16 protein-coding genes are annotated in these 19,270 nt (G+C 71.0%); 7 read left to right on the top strand and 9 right to left on the bottom strand.

The genetic code is table 11. The features are described 5' to 3' along the window. Positions 1-124: 124 nt before the first annotated feature. The 3 genes from KUF83_RS25585 (at position 125) to KUF83_RS42835 (ending at position 3,063) form a co-directional block, all read left to right on the top strand. The gene (locus tag KUF83_RS25585; RefSeq protein WP_217457273.1) at positions 125-991 is read left to right on the top strand and encodes an RNA polymerase sigma factor SigF; all 867 of its coding nucleotides are present in this window, start codon (positions 125-127) and stop codon (positions 989-991) included. A 244-nt stretch (positions 992-1,235) separates the two neighbouring features. After that, complete coding sequence (locus KUF83_RS25580; protein WP_217457272.1) at positions 1,236-2,135, top strand: RNA polymerase sigma factor SigF; 900 nt, start codon at positions 1,236-1,238, stop codon at positions 2,133-2,135. A 628-nt stretch (positions 2,136-2,763) separates the two neighbouring features. Beyond that, positions 2,764-3,063: a hypothetical protein gene (locus KUF83_RS42835; protein ID WP_308403125.1), complete on the top strand. Its 300-nt coding sequence runs from the start codon at positions 2,764-2,766 to the stop codon at positions 3,061-3,063. A gap of 22 nt (positions 3,064-3,085) precedes the next feature. Here the strand turns inward: KUF83_RS42835 and KUF83_RS25570 are convergent, their stop codons facing one another. Continuing rightward, entirely contained in the window at positions 3,086-3,277 is a 192-nt protein-coding gene (locus KUF83_RS25570) for a hypothetical protein (protein ID WP_217457270.1), read from the bottom strand. Positions 3,278-3,769: 492 nt separating this feature from the next. On the opposite strand from KUF83_RS25570, the gene KUF83_RS25565 reads away from it, so the two are divergent. The 4 genes from KUF83_RS25565 (at position 3,770) to KUF83_RS25550 (ending at position 8,297) form a co-directional block, all read left to right on the top strand. Further along, positions 3,770-4,243, top strand: coding sequence for a MarR family winged helix-turn-helix transcriptional regulator (locus KUF83_RS25565; RefSeq protein WP_217457269.1), 474 nt, complete (start codon positions 3,770-3,772; stop codon positions 4,241-4,243). Positions 4,244-4,266: 23 nt separating this feature from the next. Continuing rightward, positions 4,267-6,837, top strand: coding sequence for an MFS transporter (locus tag KUF83_RS25560; protein ID WP_217457268.1), 2,571 nt, complete (start codon positions 4,267-4,269; stop codon positions 6,835-6,837). A gap of 116 nt (positions 6,838-6,953) precedes the next feature. Then, the gene (locus tag KUF83_RS25555; protein WP_217457267.1) at positions 6,954-7,778 is read left to right on the top strand and encodes a YceI family protein; all 825 of its coding nucleotides are present in this window, start codon (positions 6,954-6,956) and stop codon (positions 7,776-7,778) included. 48 nt (positions 7,779-7,826) lie between these two features. Further along, entirely contained in the window at positions 7,827-8,297 is a 471-nt protein-coding gene (locus tag KUF83_RS25550; RefSeq protein WP_217457266.1) for a PPOX class F420-dependent oxidoreductase, read from the top strand. Positions 8,298-8,332: 35 nt separating this feature from the next. On the opposite strand, the gene KUF83_RS25545 is transcribed toward KUF83_RS25550, so the two are convergent. From KUF83_RS25545 to KUF83_RS25510, 8 genes are all read right to left on the bottom strand, one after another. Next, complete coding sequence (locus KUF83_RS25545; protein WP_217457265.1) at positions 8,333-9,106, bottom strand: TetR/AcrR family transcriptional regulator; 774 nt, start codon at positions 9,104-9,106, stop codon at positions 8,333-8,335. A gap of 76 nt (positions 9,107-9,182) precedes the next feature. Then, complete coding sequence (locus KUF83_RS25540) at positions 9,183-10,667, bottom strand: MFS transporter (protein WP_217457264.1); 1,485 nt, start codon at positions 10,665-10,667, stop codon at positions 9,183-9,185. Between the two features lie 106 nt (positions 10,668-10,773). Beyond that, complete coding sequence (locus KUF83_RS25535; RefSeq protein ID WP_217457263.1) at positions 10,774-13,017, bottom strand: glycosyltransferase family 39 protein; 2,244 nt, start codon at positions 13,015-13,017, stop codon at positions 10,774-10,776. Continuing rightward, the gene (locus KUF83_RS25530; RefSeq protein WP_217457262.1) at positions 13,014-14,522 is read right to left on the bottom strand and encodes a bifunctional glycosyltransferase family 2/GtrA family protein; all 1,509 of its coding nucleotides are present in this window, start codon (positions 14,520-14,522) and stop codon (positions 13,014-13,016) included. Before KUF83_RS25530 ends, KUF83_RS25535 begins: the two co-directional genes overlap by 4 nt. Positions 14,523-14,536: 14 nt before the next feature. Then, positions 14,537-16,153, bottom strand: coding sequence for a cell wall metabolism sensor histidine kinase WalK (locus tag KUF83_RS25525; RefSeq protein ID WP_217457261.1), 1,617 nt, complete (start codon positions 16,151-16,153; stop codon positions 14,537-14,539). Beyond that, on the bottom strand, positions 16,150-16,890 hold the full coding sequence (locus KUF83_RS25520; RefSeq protein ID WP_254644338.1) for a response regulator transcription factor: 741 nt from the start codon (positions 16,888-16,890) through the stop codon (positions 16,150-16,152). Before KUF83_RS25520 ends, KUF83_RS25525 begins: the two co-directional genes overlap by 4 nt. A gap of 323 nt (positions 16,891-17,213) precedes the next feature. Continuing rightward, positions 17,214-18,125, bottom strand: coding sequence for an amidohydrolase family protein (locus KUF83_RS25515; RefSeq protein ID WP_217457260.1), 912 nt, complete (start codon positions 18,123-18,125; stop codon positions 17,214-17,216). Positions 18,126-18,303: 178 nt separating this feature from the next. Then, the gene (locus tag KUF83_RS25510) at positions 18,304-19,209 is read right to left on the bottom strand and encodes a DUF2797 domain-containing protein (protein WP_217457259.1); all 906 of its coding nucleotides are present in this window, start codon (positions 19,207-19,209) and stop codon (positions 18,304-18,306) included. Positions 19,210-19,270: the final 61 nt, after the last annotated feature.

Raw genomic sequence — 19,270 nt, 5'->3', positions numbered from 1 at the left:
CACACAGTGCACATGTCTTGTGATGCTATGACCGCTTTTGACCGATGAGTTGACGCATGTGTCTGACGGACGTCGTTCGGACTTGTGTTTTCACGGGTTGACGGACCCAGAGGTGGAGTTGACCGTGCCGGCCAGTACCGCGCCTCAAGCACCTCCCCAGCAGAAGCCGCAGGCCCTGGAACGGATCGACGACCCCGCCGAGTCCCAGGAGCCGGGTCCCCAGCGCCGCCGCGGGGCCGACACCCGGGCCCTCACCCAGGTCCTGTTCGGCGAGCTCAAGAACCTGGAGCCCGGCACCCCCGAGCACGGCCGGGTACGGGCCGCGCTGATCGAGGCGAACCTCCCCCTCGTGCGGTACGCCGCCGCCCGCTTCCGGTCGCGCAACGAGCCCATGGAGGACGTCGTCCAGGTCGGGACCATCGGACTGATCAACGCCATCGACCGCTTCGACCCCGACCGGGGCGTGCAGTTCCCGACCTTCGCGATGCCCACCGTCGTCGGCGAGATCAAGCGGTACTTCCGGGACAACGTCCGCACGGTCCACGTACCGCGCCGGCTGCACGAGCTCTGGGTGCAGGTGAACAGCGCCACCGAGGACCTCACGACGGCCTTCGGGCGCATGCCCACGACCGGCGAGATCGCCGAGCGGCTGCGGATCACCGAGGAGGAGGTCCTGGCCTGCATCGAGGCCGGACGCTCGTACCACGCGACCTCGCTCGAGGCCGCCCAGGAGGGCGACGGACTGCCGGGCCTCCTCGACCGGCTCGGCTACGAGGACCCCGCACTGGACGGCGTGGAGCACCGGGACCTCGTACGGCACCTTCTCGTCCAGCTCCCCGAGCGGGAACAGCGCATCCTCCTGCTGCGCTACTACAGCAATCTGACGCAGTCACAGATCAGTACGGAACTGGGCGTTTCGCAGATGCACGTGTCAAGGCTGCTCGCCCGCAGTTTCGCCCGGCTCCGATCCGCAAACAGGATCGAGGCGTAACTCTCCGGAGCGAATCGCTCCCAAGGCCTTTTCACGACGTTTCTGCGTCGAAAAACCGTCAGACCCCCTTTTTCCAGGGCCTATTCACCCTTCCCGTGTCGACATGTCACTACATCGTGTTGCCGACGTGTGACATTCTTCCGGTGAAGCGTTTGCCGCAGCCCCACCTCCGGTATTCAGGTGGAGGCTGCGTTCCTTCGACGGGAGCGTCCGCCGCGACCGTCCGCGACCCAAAGGGGGTGGCATGTCCGCAGACCAGGGCAGCTCGAAGGTGCTCACGCTCGTCAAGAGCGAATCCGCGCCCGACGTGCTTCACAGTGTCGTTGTCGAGGTTCCGGCCGTCCCGGCCGCGGAAGCCCCGGCCTTCCCCCCGACCTCGGAAGCGATCGACACCCGCACTCTGTCCCGCTCCCTGTTCCTGCGGCTCGCCGCACTCGACGAGAACAGCCCCGAGCGCGCTTACGTCCGGGACACGCTCATCGAGCTCAATCTCCCGCTGGTGCGTTACGCCGCCGCCCGTTTCCGGTCGCGCAACGAACCGATGGAGGACATCGTCCAGGTCGGCACGATCGGCCTGATCAAGGCGATCGACCGCTTCGACTGCGAACGGGGCGTGGAGTTCCCCACGTTCGCGATGCCGACGGTCGTGGGTGAGATCAAGCGGTTCTTCCGGGACACGTCCTGGTCGGTGCGGGTGCCGCGCCGCCTCCAGGAGCTGCGGCTCGCGCTGACCAAGGCCAGCGACGAGCTCTCCCAGAAGCTCGACCGCTCGCCGACCGTCGCCGAACTCGCCGTCGTACTGGGCGTGTCCGAGGAGGACGTGGTCGACGGCCTGGCGGTGGGCAACGCCTACACGGCGTCGTCCCTCGACTCACCGGCCCCCGAGGACGACGGCGGCGAGGGCTCGCTCGCGGACCGCCTCGGCTACGAGGACACGGCGCTGGAGGGCGTCGAGTACCGCGAGTCGCTGAAGCCCCTGCTCGCCAAGCTCCCGCCCCGCGAGCGGCGGATCATCATGCTCCGCTTCTTCGCCAACATGACGCAGTCGCAGATCGGCGAGGAGGTCGGCATCTCGCAGATGCACGTCTCCCGGCTGCTCACGCGGACGCTGTCGCAGCTGCGGGAAGGTCTCATCTCCGACTGAGCCCGGGCGGAGGGCACTCCGGCCGGGACGTCCTCGGTCCGGATCCCCACCGAGGGTTCATAATTGACGACCCGTCAGCCACACTGGCGCGATGCGCCGACGGATGGGTCACGAGTCGATTCGTGGTCGCCGAGGTGCCCTTGGGGGCGCCTCGGCGGCCGTCGTCTGTCTGGGGGCGGTCCTCGCCGCCTGCGGAACCGCCGACGGCGGCGGGGGTCATGTCGCCGTACAGCGGCCCGCGTCGTCCGGCGAGGCGGTGGCGCCCACCGGGGACGTGGAGCTGGTGCCGCTGGAGGGCCACGCGTCCGAAGGGGCGGCGGGGGACGGGAGTTCGGGTCCCGCGCGTTCCGGGGGCGGACGTCCGGGCCCCGCTGACGCCTCGGAGAGTGAGAGTGGCAGCGGTTCGGCCACGTCCGGAACGGTGTCGGGGTCTACGTCCGGGGCCGGGTCCGGGTCCGGGTCCAATGGCGATGGCGATGGCGATGGTCGTACGAGTCCGTCGGCGGGCGGGGGCGGCTCCGGCCGGCCGGGAGACAACCCCGGTTCCGCGGGCGGAAGTTCGGGGGGCGGGCAGCCGAGCGGCGGGGGTGCGGGGAGTCCCGCGAAACCCGAGGAGCCCGGTCCTGCCGTGATCGACGTCGGCGAACCCGAGCGGGCGCCCGCCGACAGACGCTGGTGCGAGAAGGTCACCGTCGCGTTCCACAACACCGGGGGCAGCGCGGTGCGTTCGGGCACGGTGACCTTCGGGACGCACGTCATCGGTGCGCTCGGGATCGACTGGGCGACCGTCGAGTCGACCGAGGAGCTTCCCGCCCCGATCGCTCCGGGCGCGCGGGAGGAGAAGACCTGGACGGTGTGCGTCGACGCCTGGCGCGTACCGCTCGGCATGCATGTCGAGACGCGGGACGTGTCCGTCCGGTGGGACTAGCGCGCCCGACGGCGCCCTTTGCCTACTTGAGCGCGAGCCAGGCGACCACGGCGACGACCGCGACAGCCACGATCACACCGACGATCAGGCCGACACGGGGGCCTCTGGCGGCCGCCTGCTGCTGACGGCTCTGGGGGTCGTCGACGAACGCTCGGAACATCTGGGTGCTACCCGCGGGGTCGTAGTTGCCCTCGGGGCCCTGGGTGTTTGCCATGGGGCAGGACCTTAGCGGGTGCCTCCGGCGGTCCCAAGCGGCGGGTGCCGCCTTCTGGTGGTGCGTGCGCCTTTCTGGTGATTTCCGGCCACGGGTTCCTGGTCGGTCCGGACCCTCGAACCGACCCCTGCACCTCCGCCCGGCACCGGACGGGCCGGAGAGCCGAGGAACCGAAGAGCCGAAGAGCCGGGGAACCGGGGAACCGGGGAACCGGGGAACCGGGGAACCGAAGAGCCGGAGAGCCGGAGAGCCGGAGAGCCGGAGAGCCGGAGAGCCGAGGAGCCGAGAAGAGGGCCCGCTCTCCCCAGCCACGGACCCAAGCCCGGGACCCGCTCACCCCCCACAACCGCCCTCCCCAAGCCCTCACCTGCAAGTTTACGTTCGCCAATACTTGCCTTTGCCAAGGTTTTGCGCCATTGGCCCCCCATTTCATTTGCCTGCAGCAACCAACGGTTCTTATGGTTGCCTGAAGCAACAAACAAGGGAGGTGCGATGGCCGCGCGACGTCAGTACGAGGAGCTGGCCCAGCAGCTCAGTGCCATCGGCGCTGTGAAGCGGGGCCTCGGCCGGGTCCTCCCGCACGAGTGCCCGGCCGGGTCCGCCGCCGTGCTCACGCTCCTCGACCGGCACGGCGAGATGCGGATGAGCCGGCTCGCCGAGCTGCTCGCCATCGACATGTCGGTGACGAGCCGGCACGTGGCGCACGTGGCCGAGTACGGCTGGATCGACCGGTCCCCCGACCCGGCCGACAAGCGCTCGCGCATCCTGCGGCTCACCCCAGCCGGCCGGGACATGCTCGCCGAGCTCTCCGAGCGCTACATGAACGCGCTCGCCCACTACCTGGCGGACTGGTCGGACGACGAGGTCGACCAGCTGGGCGCCCTGCTCGGACGCCTGCGCGCCAGCTTCGGCGACTGCCGGCCCGCCGCACCCCCCGCCGAACAGACCACCCGTACACCCGTATGACGCACCACAAGAAAAGGAAGCCCATGGCTACGACCACACCAGCCGGTGTGCGGGGCTCACACGCCAAGCACGGAGGCGCCGCCTCCGACGGCGCTCCGATGACGCACCGGCAGATCATGGAGGCCCTCTCCGGCCTGCTGCTCGGCATGTTCGTCGCGATCCTGTCGTCGACGATCGTCACCAACGCCCTGCCCGAGATCATCGGCGACCTGGGCGGCGGCCAGTCCGCCTACACCTGGGTCGTCACCGCCGCGCTGCTGTCGATGACGGCGGCCACGCCCCTGTGGGGCAAGCTCGCGGATCTCTACAGCAAGAAGGCGCTCGTCCAGATAGCGCTCGTCATCTACGTCCTGGGATCGGCCGCCGCGGGCCTGTCGCAGAACCCCGGCATGCTGATCGCGTGCCGCGTGGTCCAGGGCATCGGCGTCGGCGGTCTGTCCGCCCTCGCGCAGATCGTCATGGCGGCGATGATCTCCCCGCGTGAGCGCGGCCGGTACTCCGGCTACCTCGGAGCCACGTTCGCGGTCGCGACCGTCGGCGGTCCGCTGCTCGGCGGTGTCATCACCGACACCAGCTGGCTCGGCTGGCGTTGGTGCTTCTACGTCGGTGTGCCCTTCGCGGTCATCGCGCTGATCGTCCTGCAGAAGACCCTGCACCTGCCCGTCGTGAAGCGGGACGTGAAGGTCGACTGGGGCGGCGCGTTCCTCATCTCCGCCGCGGTCTCGCTGCTGCTCGTCTGGGTCACCTTCGCGGGCGACAAGTACGACTGGGTGTCGTGGCAGACGTACGCCATGGTCGGTGGCTCGATCGTGCTCGGACTGCTGTTCGTGCTCGTCGAGTCGAAGGCCAAGGAGCCGATCATCCCGCTGCGGCTCTTCCGCAACCGGACCATCACCCTCTCCTCCATCGCCTCGCTCTTCGTCGGTGTCGCGATGTTCGCGGGCACGGTCTTCTTCAGTCAGTACTTCCAGCTGGCGCGGGACAAGTCCCCGACCATGTCGGGAGTCATGACGATCCCCATGATCGGTGGCCTGTTCATCTCCTCCACCGTCTCCGGGCAGATCATCACCAAGACCGGCAAGTGGAAGGCCTGGCTGGTCAGCGGCGGTGTCCTGATCACCGCGGGCCTCGGTCTGCTGGGCACCATCCGGTACGACACGGACTACTGGCGGGTCGCCGTCTTCATGGCGCTGCTGGGTCTCGGCATCGGCATGATGATGCAGAACCTGGTGCTGTCCACGCAGAACCAGGTGGCCCCGGAGGACCTCGGCGCGGCCAGCTCCACGGTGACCTTCTTCCGCTCCCTCGGCGGCGCGATCGGCGTCTCCGCGCTGGGCGCGGTGATGGCCAACCGGATCACCGACTACGCCAAGGACGGCATCGCCGGACTCGACCCCAAGTACGCGGCCGCGGCCGCCGGTTCGAGCTCCGACAGCAGCATCCCCGACATGGACAAGCTGCCCGCCCCGCTGCGCACGGTCATGGAGAGCGCGTACGGGCACGGCATCGCGGACGTCTTCCTGATCGCGGCGGTTCTGGCACTGCTCGCCCTCCTCGTCACGCTGTTCATCAAGGAGGTCCCGCTGCGTACGTCGGGCGGGCTGGCGCAGGCCGCCGAGGCCCAGGCGGAGGTCACGGCCGTCGCCGAGGCCACCCCGGCGGCTGCGGACGTCTTCCCGGCCGAGGCCGACGAACGTGTCCCGAGCTGGGCCGTCGCGGACACCGGCGCCGGTGACGGCACCGCCCCCCGGCCCGAGGGCACCCAGCGGCTCTCGGCTGTGGCCACCCTGGAGGCCGGCACCGACCGGGGCACGGGGTCCGGCTCCGGCGGCGTCCCGGTCCACGGTTTCGTCCGCGGCGCCGAGAGCGCGCCCGTGCCCCGGGCCGCCGTCACGCTGATCTCCCTCGCGGGCCGTCAGCTGGGCCGCTCGGTCGCACAGGCCGACGGCGCCTACGCGGTGGACGCGCCCGGCACCGGTTCGTACGTGCTGATCGCCTCCGCGGACGGGTTCCAGCCGCAGGCCTCGACGGTCGTCGTGAACGGTGAGCCGCTCGCGTACGACATCCTGCTGAGCGGCACGAGCGGGCTCTCGGGTGCGGTGCGGGCCGCCGACGGCGGGCGGCCGGTCGTGGGCGCGATGGTCATCGTGACCGATGTGCGCGGCGACGTGCTGGCCACCGGGACCACCGGTGAGCAGGGCGAGTTCGCCTTCGCCGAGCTGGTGCCGGGCGCCGTGACCGTCGCGGTGAACGCCGCCGGGCACCGCCCCCGTGCCCTGCCCGTCGAGGTCGGCGGCACCGGCGTCACCCGGATCGAGGTCGAGCTGACCTCCGGCGCACAGCTCCGGGGCGTCGTGCGGGCACCCGCCGGTCCGCTGGGCGACGCCCGGGTCACGCTCGTCGACGCGGCGGGCAACGTGGTCGGCAGCGCCACCACCGGGTCGGACGGGGCGTACGCCTTCGCCGACCTGGACAGCGGGGAGTACACGGTCATCGCGACCGGCTACCCGCCGGTGGCCACGGCACTGACCGTCGGCGGTGGCGGTGGCGGTGTGGACGGCCACGACATCGAACTCGCCCACCCCGGCGAGTAGTCGGGGACCAGTGGTCGACCAGGTGTCGGCCAGTTGTCGAAGACCCCGGCCCGTGGAGCGCGTTCCGAGCGGAGGCGCGCTCCACGGGCCGGTTCCATGGAAAGAGGTTGTGTGCAATGGGACTGACCGCGCGGATCCGTACGCGGGACGGCTGGGCCGTGTCGCACGCGGTCGTCACGGTGACCGACATGACGGGCACCCAGGTGGTGCGCGCCGAGGCGGACGAGGAGGGTGCCGTACGGGACGCGGCCGCGCTGGCGCCCGGCGCGTACACCGTGATCGTCACGGCCGTCGGGTACGCGCCCGCCGCGTCGAGCGCCATCGTCACGGCGAGCGGCCGGGCCGAGATCGGCACCGTGACCCTCGCCCGGCAGGGCGGCACCGAGCTGCCCCCGCCCGGCACCTGGACCGTGGACCCGGCCCACTCCTCCGTGGGCGCCGTCGCCCAGCACCTGGGGATCTCCAGCGTGCACGGCCGGTTCACGCAGTTCGCCGCGTCGATCGGGATCGCCCCCGACGAGGTCGCCAAGTCCCGTGTGGAGGCGGTGATCCGGGCTGACTCGATCGACACGGGCAACGCCATGCGCGACGGCCACCTGAAGTCGCCGGACTTCCTGGACGTCGAGCGCCACCCGGAGATCACGTACGTCTCGAAGGGCCTGACCCCGGCCGCCGGCGCCGACCGCTGGACGGTCCACGGCGAGCTGACCATGCACGGGGTCGTCCGCCCGGTCGACCTGGCGCTGGCCTACCTGGGCACGGGAGCCGACCCCTGGGGCGGGACCCGGGCGGCCTTCCGCGCCACCACGGAGCTGCGCCGGGAGGACTTCGCCATGAACTACAACCAGGTCGTGCAGGCGGGCATCGCGGCCATCGGCACGACGCTGAAGGTCGAGCTGGACATCCAGGCCGTGCAGGGGGAGACACTCCCGCAGGCGTAGGCCCGGCAGGAGCAGGCTCAGCCGTGGCCCAGCGCCTAAGCTGCCCGCATGGCACCGAACATCGCGACGAACACCTCTGTTTCGCTGGACGAGTTGCTGGACTTCGTACGGCCACGGCACCGCGCCGTGCTGCTGACCCGCAGGGCGGACGGCAGCCCGCAGGGGTCGCCGCTGACCTGTGGAGTGGACGACTCGGGCCGCATCGTCGTCTCCACCTACCCGGAGCGCGCCAAGACCCGTAACGCCAAGCGCGACGACCGGGTCAGCCTCATCGTCCTGAGCGACGAGTGGAACGGCCCGTGGGTGCAGGTCGACGGCACGGCCGAGGTGATCGACTCCCCCGAGTCGGTCGAGCCGCTGGTCGAGTACTTCCGGAACATCTCGGGTGAGCACCCGGACTGGGACGAGTACCGGGCGGCCATGCTCAAGCAGGGCAAGTCGATCATCAGGATCACCCCGGCGAAGTGGGGTCCGGTCGCGACGGGCGGCTTCCCGGCCGGGCTCGCCCCGCAGGAGTAGGCCAACAGGAGCGGGCCCGCAGGAGCGGGCCCGGCTCACCCGTCCCCGCGGAGCACCGTCGTCTCGATTCCGGTGATCACCAGGTCAAGGGCGAAGTGGAAGTCCCGCTCGTACATCTCCTCGACGGTGCTGCCCCCGCGGGCCCGCATGATCTCCTTGGACTCCTGGAACACGTCGTCGAGTTCGGGTGCCTCCCTGAGCGTGCTCAGGGACTGCTGGAAGAACTCGTCCGGGCTCATCCCCGCCTCGGCCGAGCGCACCGTGAAGTGGCCCTCGATCGTGCCGAAGCCGTACACGAACTGGAAGACGGCGGAGATGGCCCCCGTCAGCCGGTGCGTGGGCAGCCCCGTCCGGCGGATCACCCGTTGCACGGTGCGCGAGAAGGCGACCGCCCTGGGCCCGATGTTGAGGAACGTCCCGGCGAGCGGCGACGCCCAGGGGTGCCGTACGAGCAGGGCCCGGTAGCCGGAGGCGATCGAGCGGAGCTGGTCCCGCCAGTCCTCGCCGGAGTCAGGGTCGGGCAGCTCCAGTTCGCCGTAGATCGCGTCCAGGGCGAGCTCGAGAAGATCGTCCTTGGTGTCCACGTACCAGTAGACGGACATCGCGGTGACGTTCAGCTCGGCGGCCAGCCGCCGCATGGAGAATCTGGCCAGTCCCTCCGCGTCGAGGAGCCGCACCGTGACCTCGGTGATCCGGTCCCGGTCGAGCGAGGACGGCTGGCCACCCCGGGCGCCGCCGCGCGGCGCCCTGCCGTCCAACCAGACACTGGTCCGCGCCGGGCGCTCGGCCCGGTCGGCTGCCCTCACCATGGCGCACCTTCCTCGTGACTCCCGCAAGGGGCGCCCCCGGAACACCGGGGCCGCCCCGCCCTGATGCTAAGCGGCTTCAGGCCGCCGCCTTCACCGTCACCGCGGAGTCTGCCCCTTCGGCCCGCCGGAGCAACGCGGCGGCCAGCAGTCCGCCGAGGAGTACGGCGACCGCGCCCACCAGCTGGCTGGTCTCCAGGCCGGAGGAGAAGGCGTCCTTGATCCGTGCCCGCTCGCCGGCCGACTCCGCGGAGGCGAGCGCCGCCGGGAGGGACGCCGCGGCGAAGGGGATCAGTGCGGCAAAGCGGGCGTTGAGGACGGCGCCGAGGACCGCCACGCCGAGGCCGTTGCCGAACTCGGCCAGCGTGCCGTTGACGCCCGCGCCGACGCCCGCCTTCTCCGGCGGGATCGCGCTCATGATGGCGTGCGCCATGGCGGGGTTGGCGATCGCGCAGCCGGCGCCGATGAGGAGCAGGCCGAGCAGCGTGCCCGCGTAGCCGCTCGCCGCGAGGGTCGCGATCGACACGAGGCCGCCCGACATGAGCACCATGCCGAGGGCGATCGACACCGGCGTGCCGAGCTTCACGGTGAACTTCGCCGACAGACCGGTGAAGTTGAGGGCCACCACGGTCAGGGCGAGCGGCGCCGTGCGCAGGCCCGCCTCCAACGGCCCGTACCCGAGGACGAACTGGAGGTGCTGGGTCAGCAGGAACAGCGCACCGCCCATGCCGAATGTGATCAGCACAGCGCCGGCGACCGCGCCCGTGAAGCGCCGGTCCCTGAAGAAGTGCAGGTCCAGCATGGGGTGGGGGATCCGGCTCTCCCAGTACGCGAAGAGGGCGAGCACGACGAGCGCCAGGGCCGCCACGGTGAGGACGCGGCCGGAGGTCCAGCCGTGCTCCGGTCCGGTGATGATCGCGTACACGAGGGCGGTCATCCCGGTCGTGGAGAGCAGCGCGCCGAGCAGGTCGGGGCGGTCGCCGCGCGGGTTCCTGGACTCCGGTACGAGGGCGATCACCGCGCCCAGTGCCAGCGCCACCACCGGCAGGTTGACCAGGAAGATCGCGCCCCACCAGTAGTGGTCGAGCATGAACCCGCCGAGCAGTGGCCCGGTGGCGAAGCCGAGGGCGTTGACGGCGCTCCAGATGCCGATGGCCCTCGGCTGCTCGTCGGGCGTGAAGATCTGCATCGCGACGGCGAGCGTGGTGGTGAGCAGGAGCGCGCCTCCGACGCCCATGCCCGCGCGGGCGGCGATCAACTGCCCGGTGGTGTCGGCGAGTCCGGCGGCCAGTGAGCCGATGCCGAACAGGACGAGACCGGCGACCAGCATCTTCTTGCGGCCGTACCGGTCGGCGGCGCTGCCGGCGCTGAGGAGGAGGCCCGACTGCACCAGCGAGTACGCGTTGATCATCCACTGGATGTCCGCGGTGCCCGCCCCCAGTTCCTCGGTGAGGGAGGGGATCGCGACGTTGAGCACGGTGTTGTCGAGCAGCACGGTGAGCTGCGCGAGACAGATGACACCGAGGATCGGCCAGCGCTGGGGATGACCTTGCGAGGTGGGCATGCCATACACCGTAGAACAGTTCCTGTACGGCGTACAACACGAGGAGGGGGCGGTGGCCGGGGCACCGCGCCCCGGTCACCGCCCCGCTGCCACCGCCCTCGACGAGCTAGCTCGTCGGCTGTGTCAGGTCGTAGAAGGTGGACGAACCCACCGTCACCTCCTTGAAGTTCTCCTGCACCCATTCGCTGATCTGGGATCCGGTGCCGGAGCTGCTGCCGCCACCGCCGCCCATGGAGCCGGAGGAGATGAAGTAGTGGATCTTCCCGTCCGCCACGTACTGCTTGAACTGGGCCAGCGTCGGCGACGGGTCGCTGCCGTTGAAGCCGCCGATCGCCATCACCGGGTCACCGGTGGAGAGCTGGTAGCTCGCCGCGTTCTGCGCGCCGATGGCCGCCGCGGCCCAGGTGTAGTCCCCGGAGTTCTTCTCCAGGAGCGCCTTGGCCTCGGAGCTGACCGTGGCACCGTTGAGCAGGCCGCCCATACCGCCGCCGCCCATGCCACCGCCGTCGCCGGTGCCGCCGCCCCGCTGGGTCCGGCCGTTCTGACCGTTCTGACCCGTCTGGCCGTTGCCGTTCTGCTGGTTCTGGCCGTTGCCGTTCGGCACACCGCCGGTGGGAGGCTGGCCCGTGCCGCCGCCCTGCTGGTTCTGCCCGGTGCCGCCCTGCTGGTTCTGACCCGGCATACCTCCGCCGCCGGGGCCGCCGCCCATGCCGCCACCGCCGCCGCCAGGACCACCGCGACCGCCCGAGACGGCGGGACCGGCCGTGACGATCGACCCGGTGTGCCCCTCGTTCAGTGTGGTGAGGGTGTACGCCGTCGGACCCGCGAGGGCCGCGACGAAGCTGAGCCCCACGACCGCGAGGGCGAGCCGGCGTCCGAGCCGCGAGACGAAGACCAGGCCGAGCGCGGCGACCAGGCCGCCGACCAGGACCAGCCACTTCAGCCAGGGCAGGTAGTCGGAGGAACGGTTCAGGAGGACGTACCCCCAGGCCGCGGTGGCCGTCATCCCGGCGGCCAGGGTGAGCGAGACCCACATCCGGCCGCGCTCCTCCCACAGCACACTCGCGCCCATGCCGATCACGGCGGCGACGTACGGGGCGAGAGCCACGGTGTAGTACTCGTGGAAGATGCCCTGCATGAAGCTGAAGATCACCATGGTGATCAGCAGCGAGCCGCCCCAGGCGAGGAACGCGGCACGGGCCGTGTCCGTCCGCTTCGCCTTCCGGGTGAGGACGATGCCCGCGGCGAGCACGATCAGCGCGGCCGGGATCAGCCAGGAGATCTGACCGCCGATGGACGAGCTGAACATCCGGTCCCAGCCGGTCTCGCCCCAGCCGCCGCCCCCGCCGCCTCCGACGCTGCCGGTCTCCTCGCCGTTGATCCGGCCGAGTCCGTTGTAGCCGAAGGTCAGTTCAAGGAAGGAGTTGTTCTGCGAGCCGCCGATGTACGGGCGGGAGGACGCGGGCCACAGTTCGACGATCGCCACCCACCAGCCGCCCGCGACGATCATCGACAGGCCGGCGAGGAGGACCTGGCCGATGCGCCTGCGCAGGGTCGTCGGCGCGAAGATCACGTAGATGAGTGCGAGCGGCGGCAGGATCAGGAAGGCCTGGAGGGTCTTCACCAGGAAGGCGAGACCGACCGCGGCGCCCGCCCACACCAGCCACTTCGTCTGTGCCTTCTCCATGGCGCGCAGCACGCAGTAGACCGTGACGGCCATCAGGAGCGCGAGGGCCGCGTCCGGGTTGTTGAAGCGGAACATCAGCGCGGCGACCGGCGTGAGCGCGAAGACCGCCATCGTGATGAAGCCGGCCGTGGCGTTGAACCGGCGGCGCACGGCCCCGTACAGCACTCCGGCCGTCGCGACCGCCATGAGCACCTGCGGGAACAGGATCGCGAAGGAGTTCAGGCCGAACAGCCGCACCGAGAGCGCCATCGGCCACAGCGAGGCCGGGGGCTTGTCGACGGTGATGGCGTTGGCCGAGTCGAGCGAGCCGAAGAAGAAGGCCTTCCAGGACTGGCTGCCGGCCTGGACGGCCGCGGAGTAGAAGGAGTTGGCGTACCCGGAGGCCGTGAGGTTCCAGGTGTAGAGCGCGCCGATCAGCAGCAGCGTGCCGAGGAACGCGGGACGCGTCCAGCGGTGGTCCTCGGGCCGCCCGCGCCACAGGCGGCGCACGAAGGGCTGCTGAGGGCTGCCGTCCTCGGGGGCGGCCGGCGGAGCAACCACGGGCTCCTGTACGGCGGTTGCCCCGGCCGGGCCCGTCTCGCCCGGCGGTCCCCAGGAGGGGTTCGCGCCCCCGGAGGGGCCGGCACCTCCCGTGTGGGTCGTGTCGTGCTGAGTCGTCGTCATCGCGCGTTCCTCGGATCGTGATCGTTCGGGCGCACCGGCTGAAGCCGCATGGTCGCGTCCCCCCAGGTCTGGTGGTCGAGCGGAGTGTGGGCCGTGTCGTACGGAGCGGACGTCGGGCCGTACGCGGACGTCCGGCCGCGGGGCGCGGCGGACGTCGTGCTGTACGGGGACCGCGGGGCCGTCGCGTGGACGGGCGAGGCGGGTCCGGCCGGCCCGTGCGGCACGGCGGGCGTGTGAGAGGCGACGACGGTCGACGGTGACTCGTCGTGCCGGTCCGGGAACACCCAGGCCCGGAAGAGCAGGAACCGCAGCACGGTCGCCGCGAGGTTGGCGACGATCAGGACCGCCAGCTCGGTGGAGTGCGCCGGTTCGGCCGTCGCCGCGTTCAGGGCGGCGAGCGAGCCGCTGGTGAGGGCGAGTCCGATGCCGAAGACGACCAGGCCCTGCGCCTGGTGCCGCACCGCCCCGCTCCGGCCGCGTACGCCGAAGGTCAGGCGCCGGTTGGCCGCGGTGTTGGCGACCGCCGAGACGAGCAGGGCGAGCGCGTTGGCGACCTGCGACCCCGAGACCGTACGGAAGCCGCTGTAGAGCAGCAGATAGAACAGCGTGGACAGCGCGCCCACGACGCAGAACCCGACGAGTTGACGGGCGAGGCCCTTCGGTACGCCGCTGATCTCACGGTCGCGCGGATCGTCGCCGAACGGCCGGGCGAGCCGGTCCAGTGCCAGCGAGCCGGTGGCGAGAGCGCGTCCCACGCGCCACACGCCCTTCAGGTCGTCGGTCGCGGTCTTCACGATGTGCACCGTCGAGTCCGGGTCGTCGACCCAGTCGACCGGCACCTCGTGGATGCGCAGTCCGGCCCGCTCGGCGAGGACCAGCATCTCGGTGTCGAAGAACCATCCGGTGTCCTCGACGAGCGGCAGCAGCACCTGCGCGACATCGCGCCGGATCGCCTTGAAACCGCACTGCGCGTCGGAGAACCGGGCCTGCAGCGAGCCGCGCAGGATCAGGTTGTACGTCCGGGAGATGAACTCCCGCTTGGCGCCCCGCACCACCCGCGAGCTCCGGGCGAGCCGCGAGCCGATCGCCAGGTCCGAGTGACCGGAGATCAGCGGGGCGACCAGCGGGAGAAGCGCGTTGAGGTCGGTGGAGAGGTCGACGTCCATGTAGGCGAGGACCGGGGCGTCCGAGGCGGACCAGACGGTGCGCAGCGCCCTGCCGCGCCCCTTCTGCTCCAGCCGGAACGACCTGACCTCGGGGACCTCCGCCTCCAGCCGCGCCGCCACCAGCGGAGTGGTGTCGGTGGACGCGTTGTCCGCGATCGTGATGCGGAACGCGTACGGGAAGGTGCGGGCCAGGTGCTCGTGCAGTCTGAGCACACACGGCTGGAGGTCCTTCTCCTCGTTGTAGACGGGGATCACTACGTCCAGGACAGGCGTACCGGCATGTCCGGCCGGGAGGTGCTCCCGCGCCGGCAAGTTGCCGGGAGAAGGTTCGGTTCGCATGACAACGACTGTCGTCAAGCGCCCTGTTGCACCCATGTGGTCGTGCTGTGCTGTGCCTGTGAGTACGGTTGTGAATTCGTTGAGGAAATGAACGCCTCATGAGAATGGGGCTCCTGCGGTGCCAGCGCGGGCAGATGCACGGTGAAGACCGTGCGCCCGGGCACGCTGTCGACGGTCACGGCACCGTCGTGCGCGGCCACGACCGCCTGCACGATGGCGAGCCCGAGCCCGGTGGACCCCGAAGCACGCGAACGCGACGAGTCGCCTCGCGCGAACCGTTCGAAGACGTGCGGCAGCAGGTCGGGCGGAATGCCCTGCCCGTCGTCCTGGACGTCCACACACACCCACGGTCCCTCGCGGCGCACGCGCGCGGTCACCGTCGTACCCGGTGGGGTATGCGTACGCGCGTTCGCGAACAGGTTCACCATGACCTGCTGCACGCGGGCGGCGTCCGCCATCACCAGCGCGGGCTCGTCGGGCAGTTCCAGGCGCCACACGTGCTCCCGCCCCGCGGCACGGGCGTCGCTCACGGCGTCCACGACCAGCGGGGAGAGATCGGTGTGCTCGTAACTCAGCGGCCGTCCGGCGTCGAGACGCGCGAGCAGCAGCAGGTCCTCGACGAGGCCCGTCATCCGCCCGGCCTCGGACTCGATCCGGCCCAGCGCGTGCCGGGTGTCGGGCCCGGTCTCCTCACGTCCGCGTCTGGTCAGCTCGGCGTACCCGCGGATGGACGCCAGCGGGGTACGCAGCTCATGGCTGGCGTCCGCCACGAACTGCCGTACCCTCGTCTCGCTCTCCTGGCGGGCGTGCAGGGCGCCGTGGACGTGGTCGAGCATGCGGTTGAGGGCGGCCCCGACCTGCCCGACCTCGGTGTGCGGGTCGGTCTCGGACTCGGGAACACGCTCGTTGAGCGTCACCTCGCCCGTGTGCAGGGGCAGTTCGGAGACGCGGGTGGCGGTGGAGGCGACTCTGCGGAGAGGGCGGAGGGCGACGCTCACGATGGTGGCTCCGGCGAGCGAGGCCGCGACGAGACCGGCGGCCGTGACGCTGACCTCGACGATGACGAGGGTGCTGAGCGTGTTGGTGACGTCCTCGGTGGGCAGGCCCACGTAGAACGAGCCGTCGTTGCCGTCCATGAACTGGACGTGGTACTCGCCGAGGCCGGGCAGCTCGACGGTGTGCGGCTTGCCATCGCGCGGCACCTTCGCAAGGGCGGCCTGCTGCGCCGCGGTGAGCGACTCGTCGACGACGTCGGAGAATCCGTCGTCGCCCTCGGACTTGATGCCGACCTTGGCCTCGGTGATGCTGCCGTTCTTGAGCTCCGCCGCGACCGTGCCGACGGGCTGCGGGCCCTGCTTGACGAAGTCCGACAACGTCCGCTGCTTCTTACTGCCGTCGAGACCGGCCGGGAGACCACCCGGCTTCTCGGGCCCGCCGGCCGCCCGCATGGCCGCTTCCCCCAACGAGGTGTCCAACTGCTTGTACAGATGCGAGCTGAGCGCGATGGTCGTCACCGTGCCGATCACCGCGCACACCACCGCGATGAGCGCGACGGACGCGACGACGAGCCGCGTCCGCAGCGTCCGAGGCTGTCGGCGCCGCTGCCTCCGCAGCTGTCGTCGCCCGCTCACGACGTCGCGGGCTTGATCAGGTACCCGGCGCCGCGCCGCGTGTGGATCATCGGCTCACGGCCGGCGTCGATCTTGCGGCGCAGGTACGAGATGTAGAGCTCGACGACGTTGGCCTGCCCGCCGAAGTCGTACGACCACACACGGTCGAGGATCTGCGCCTTGCTGAGCACCCGGCGCGGATTGCGCATCAGGAACCGCAGCAGCTCGAACTCGGTCGCGGTGAGGTGGATGCCGTCCCCGGCGCGCGCCACCTCGTGGCTGTCCTCGTCCAGGGTGAGGTCACCGACGACGAGGACGGAGTCGGAGCGCCGGTCGGCGGCACCGGAACGGCGGATGAGGCCGCGCAGCCGCGCCACGACCTCTTCGAGGCTGAAGGGCTTGGTGACGTAGTCGTCGCCGCCGGCGGTGAGCCCGGCGATCCGGTCCTCGACCGCGTCCTTCGCGGTCAGGAAGAGGATGGGCACGTCGGGCAGGTCGCGGCGCAGCCGGCCGAGGACGGTCAGCCCGTCCATGTCGGGCAGCATCATGTCGAGGACGACGGCGTCGGGCCGGAACTCGCGCGCGGTCTGCACCGCACCGGTCCCGTCACCCGCGCTGCGGATCTGCCACCCTTCGTAGCGAAGGGCCATGGACAGCAGCTCGGTGATCGAGAGCTCGTCGTCCACCACAAGCACGCGGACGGGGCTCCCGTCCGGCCTCAGCAGTTCGGTGCGCCCCTGGGGCGAGGTCGTGGTCATAGCGCACACACTGCTGGGCCGCTCTGAGAGCACGCTTTCCGGAAGCTGTGAATACCCTGAGAAACGCACAGGGACCTCTCAGGGAACCCCCTGGCGGTTCCTTGCCTCCGCGGACGGCGGTGGGGAGGATCCGTCCGCCGCCGGTCAGAGTGATCAGAGGACGGCCGCCTCACCAGGCGACTCAAGGCACCGACCGCCAGGAGTACGGCTCCGGCGTGACCGCCGACGGCCGGGTGTACCTCGTAGTAAGTCGGCCGCTCCTGAACAGGTCGAACGTCGGCGACCGGGTCCTGGAAGCCGAGCTCACCCCACGCGCCGTCGCCTCACAGCCCGAACAACCGCGCCCCGTTGTCGTGACAGACCGCCCGCAGCCACTCGTCCCCCAGCCCGAGCCGCTCCAGCGCCCGCAGCTGATGGACGTACGGATAGGGGATGTTGGGGAAGTCGGTGCCGAGCAGGACCCGATCGCCGACGCCGGAGAGGCGGGGGAGCGCCCGCCGGGGAAACGGCGCGAGCCCCTCACTGAAGTCGGTGAACGCCATCGTCGTGTCCAGCCGCACCTCGCCGTACCGCTCGGCCAGGCCGAGGAAGTCCTCGTACTCCGGCATGCCCATGTGCGCGATCACCAGCTGCAGCCGCGGATGCCGCGCGAGCACCCGCCCGACCGGCTCCGGCCCGGTGTGCTTGCCGGGCGAGGGCCCTGAACCGCAGTGGATCACCACGGGGACCCCTGCCTCGGCGAGCAGCCCCCAGGCCGGATCGAGCAGTTCGTCGGCCGGGTCGTACGCGCCCACCTGGACGTGCGCCTTGAAGACCCGGGCCCCCTCCTCCACCGCCTTTCGCACGTACGCCGCCACACCGGGCTCGGGGAACAGCGTCGCCGTGTGAAGGCAGTCGGGGGTCCGCCGGGCGAAGTCGACGGCCCATTGGTTCAGCCACTCGGCCATGCCCGGCTTGTGCGGGTAGAGCATGGCGGTGAACGCCCGCACGCCGAACTCCCGCAGCAGGCCGATCCGTTCGCTCTCCTCGGCCCGGTAGGTGATGGGCCACTCGACACCGCCGGTGAGGGGCCCGACCCCGTCGAAGTACGCCCAGACCTTCTTCAGGACCGACTCGGGCATGAAGTGGGTGTGGACGTCGACGAGCCCGGGCAGGCCAAGCCCTTCCCAGAACCGCCGTACGTCGTCGGCCTCGACCTCCGCCTCGCCCTCCCGCCCCTGCACCCGGTCAGCCATGCCCACGCTCGTGCCCGATGGATGGATCACTCATGCCGCCCACTCTCGTCCCCACCGCCACGGCAAGTCCAGGGCGTCTCCCTGAGGCCCCGGAGCGGCTCGATCGCTCGACCCTCGTCCGGCGCCCCGCCCCGCTTCACCTTCCCTGCCCCTCCCGGCCCTCTCCCGCAGAAAGCATTCAGAAGAGTCCGGCCTGAACCCCGCCCAACTCCCGCACAGGCACGGTGATTTCCCCCAGTCCACCGCGCTCACCCCGGTCGCCCCGCTCTTCCCCGCCGGACCCGCCCGCCGTGGTCAGTTCCCACCCGGTCATGAGCCGGGTATCGAGCACGACGACCCCCCGCCCGGTCCGAAGGTGCAGGTCGGGCCCGGCGGCGGCGACCAGCTCCCCGCTCACGACACCACCCGGGACAAGCTCGCCGACCACGGCGACGGCCGCCGGCAGCCCGCCGAGCCCGAACACCTCCGCGTGATCGACAGCCTCGAACGGCATCCGCTCCAAGGCCTCCGGCCACCCGTGGAGCCCCACGGCCCGCGCGTGCAACTCCCGGACCTCCGCCTCCCGTACCCCCGCCTCCGGCAGCGCACTCCGTACGCCCCGCTTGGCGTCGTACGCGATCCGGTCCGGCACTCCCAACGCCGTACGCAGCAACTCCTCACTGCGCCGGGCGGCCATCAGGGGCCCCCGCCCCAGCCAGGTGAAGACGACGGCTCCCTGCTCCAGCAGCCGCGCCGACCCACGCTCGACGGCGGTGATCCCGACCTTGACCATCCCGGGTCCGAACCAGGCCAGATAGACGGAGTAGGGCCTTGGATCGTCGGCGATGGTGTCCGCGGCAACGGAATGCGCCCGGTCCAGCCGGGAACACTCCTCGCACCGGGCACCGACACTCCGCCCGGAGACGGCAGCCGCGACAGGGCAGCTGTGCCCACGTGCCCCGACACACGTCCGTTCGCCCTCGCCCACGACGGCGAACGCGACCCTCTTCCCCCACGGCAACGCACTGCGACGCCCCCCGTCCCACGTCAGCACGGGCTCCCGCCCGTCCCACCGAAGCCCCTTGCACTTCCATACGTGTGCCATCACTCACGAGAGTAGAGGCCGGCACTGACAACAGGGCGAGGACTGTCCACCGTCGCCCCCG

It is taken from the genome of Streptomyces sp. BV286 (assembly GCF_019090165.1).
Taxonomy (GTDB): domain Bacteria; phylum Actinomycetota; class Actinomycetes; order Streptomycetales; family Streptomycetaceae; genus Streptomyces.
This window is presented reverse-complemented; position numbering and strand designations above follow the sequence as displayed.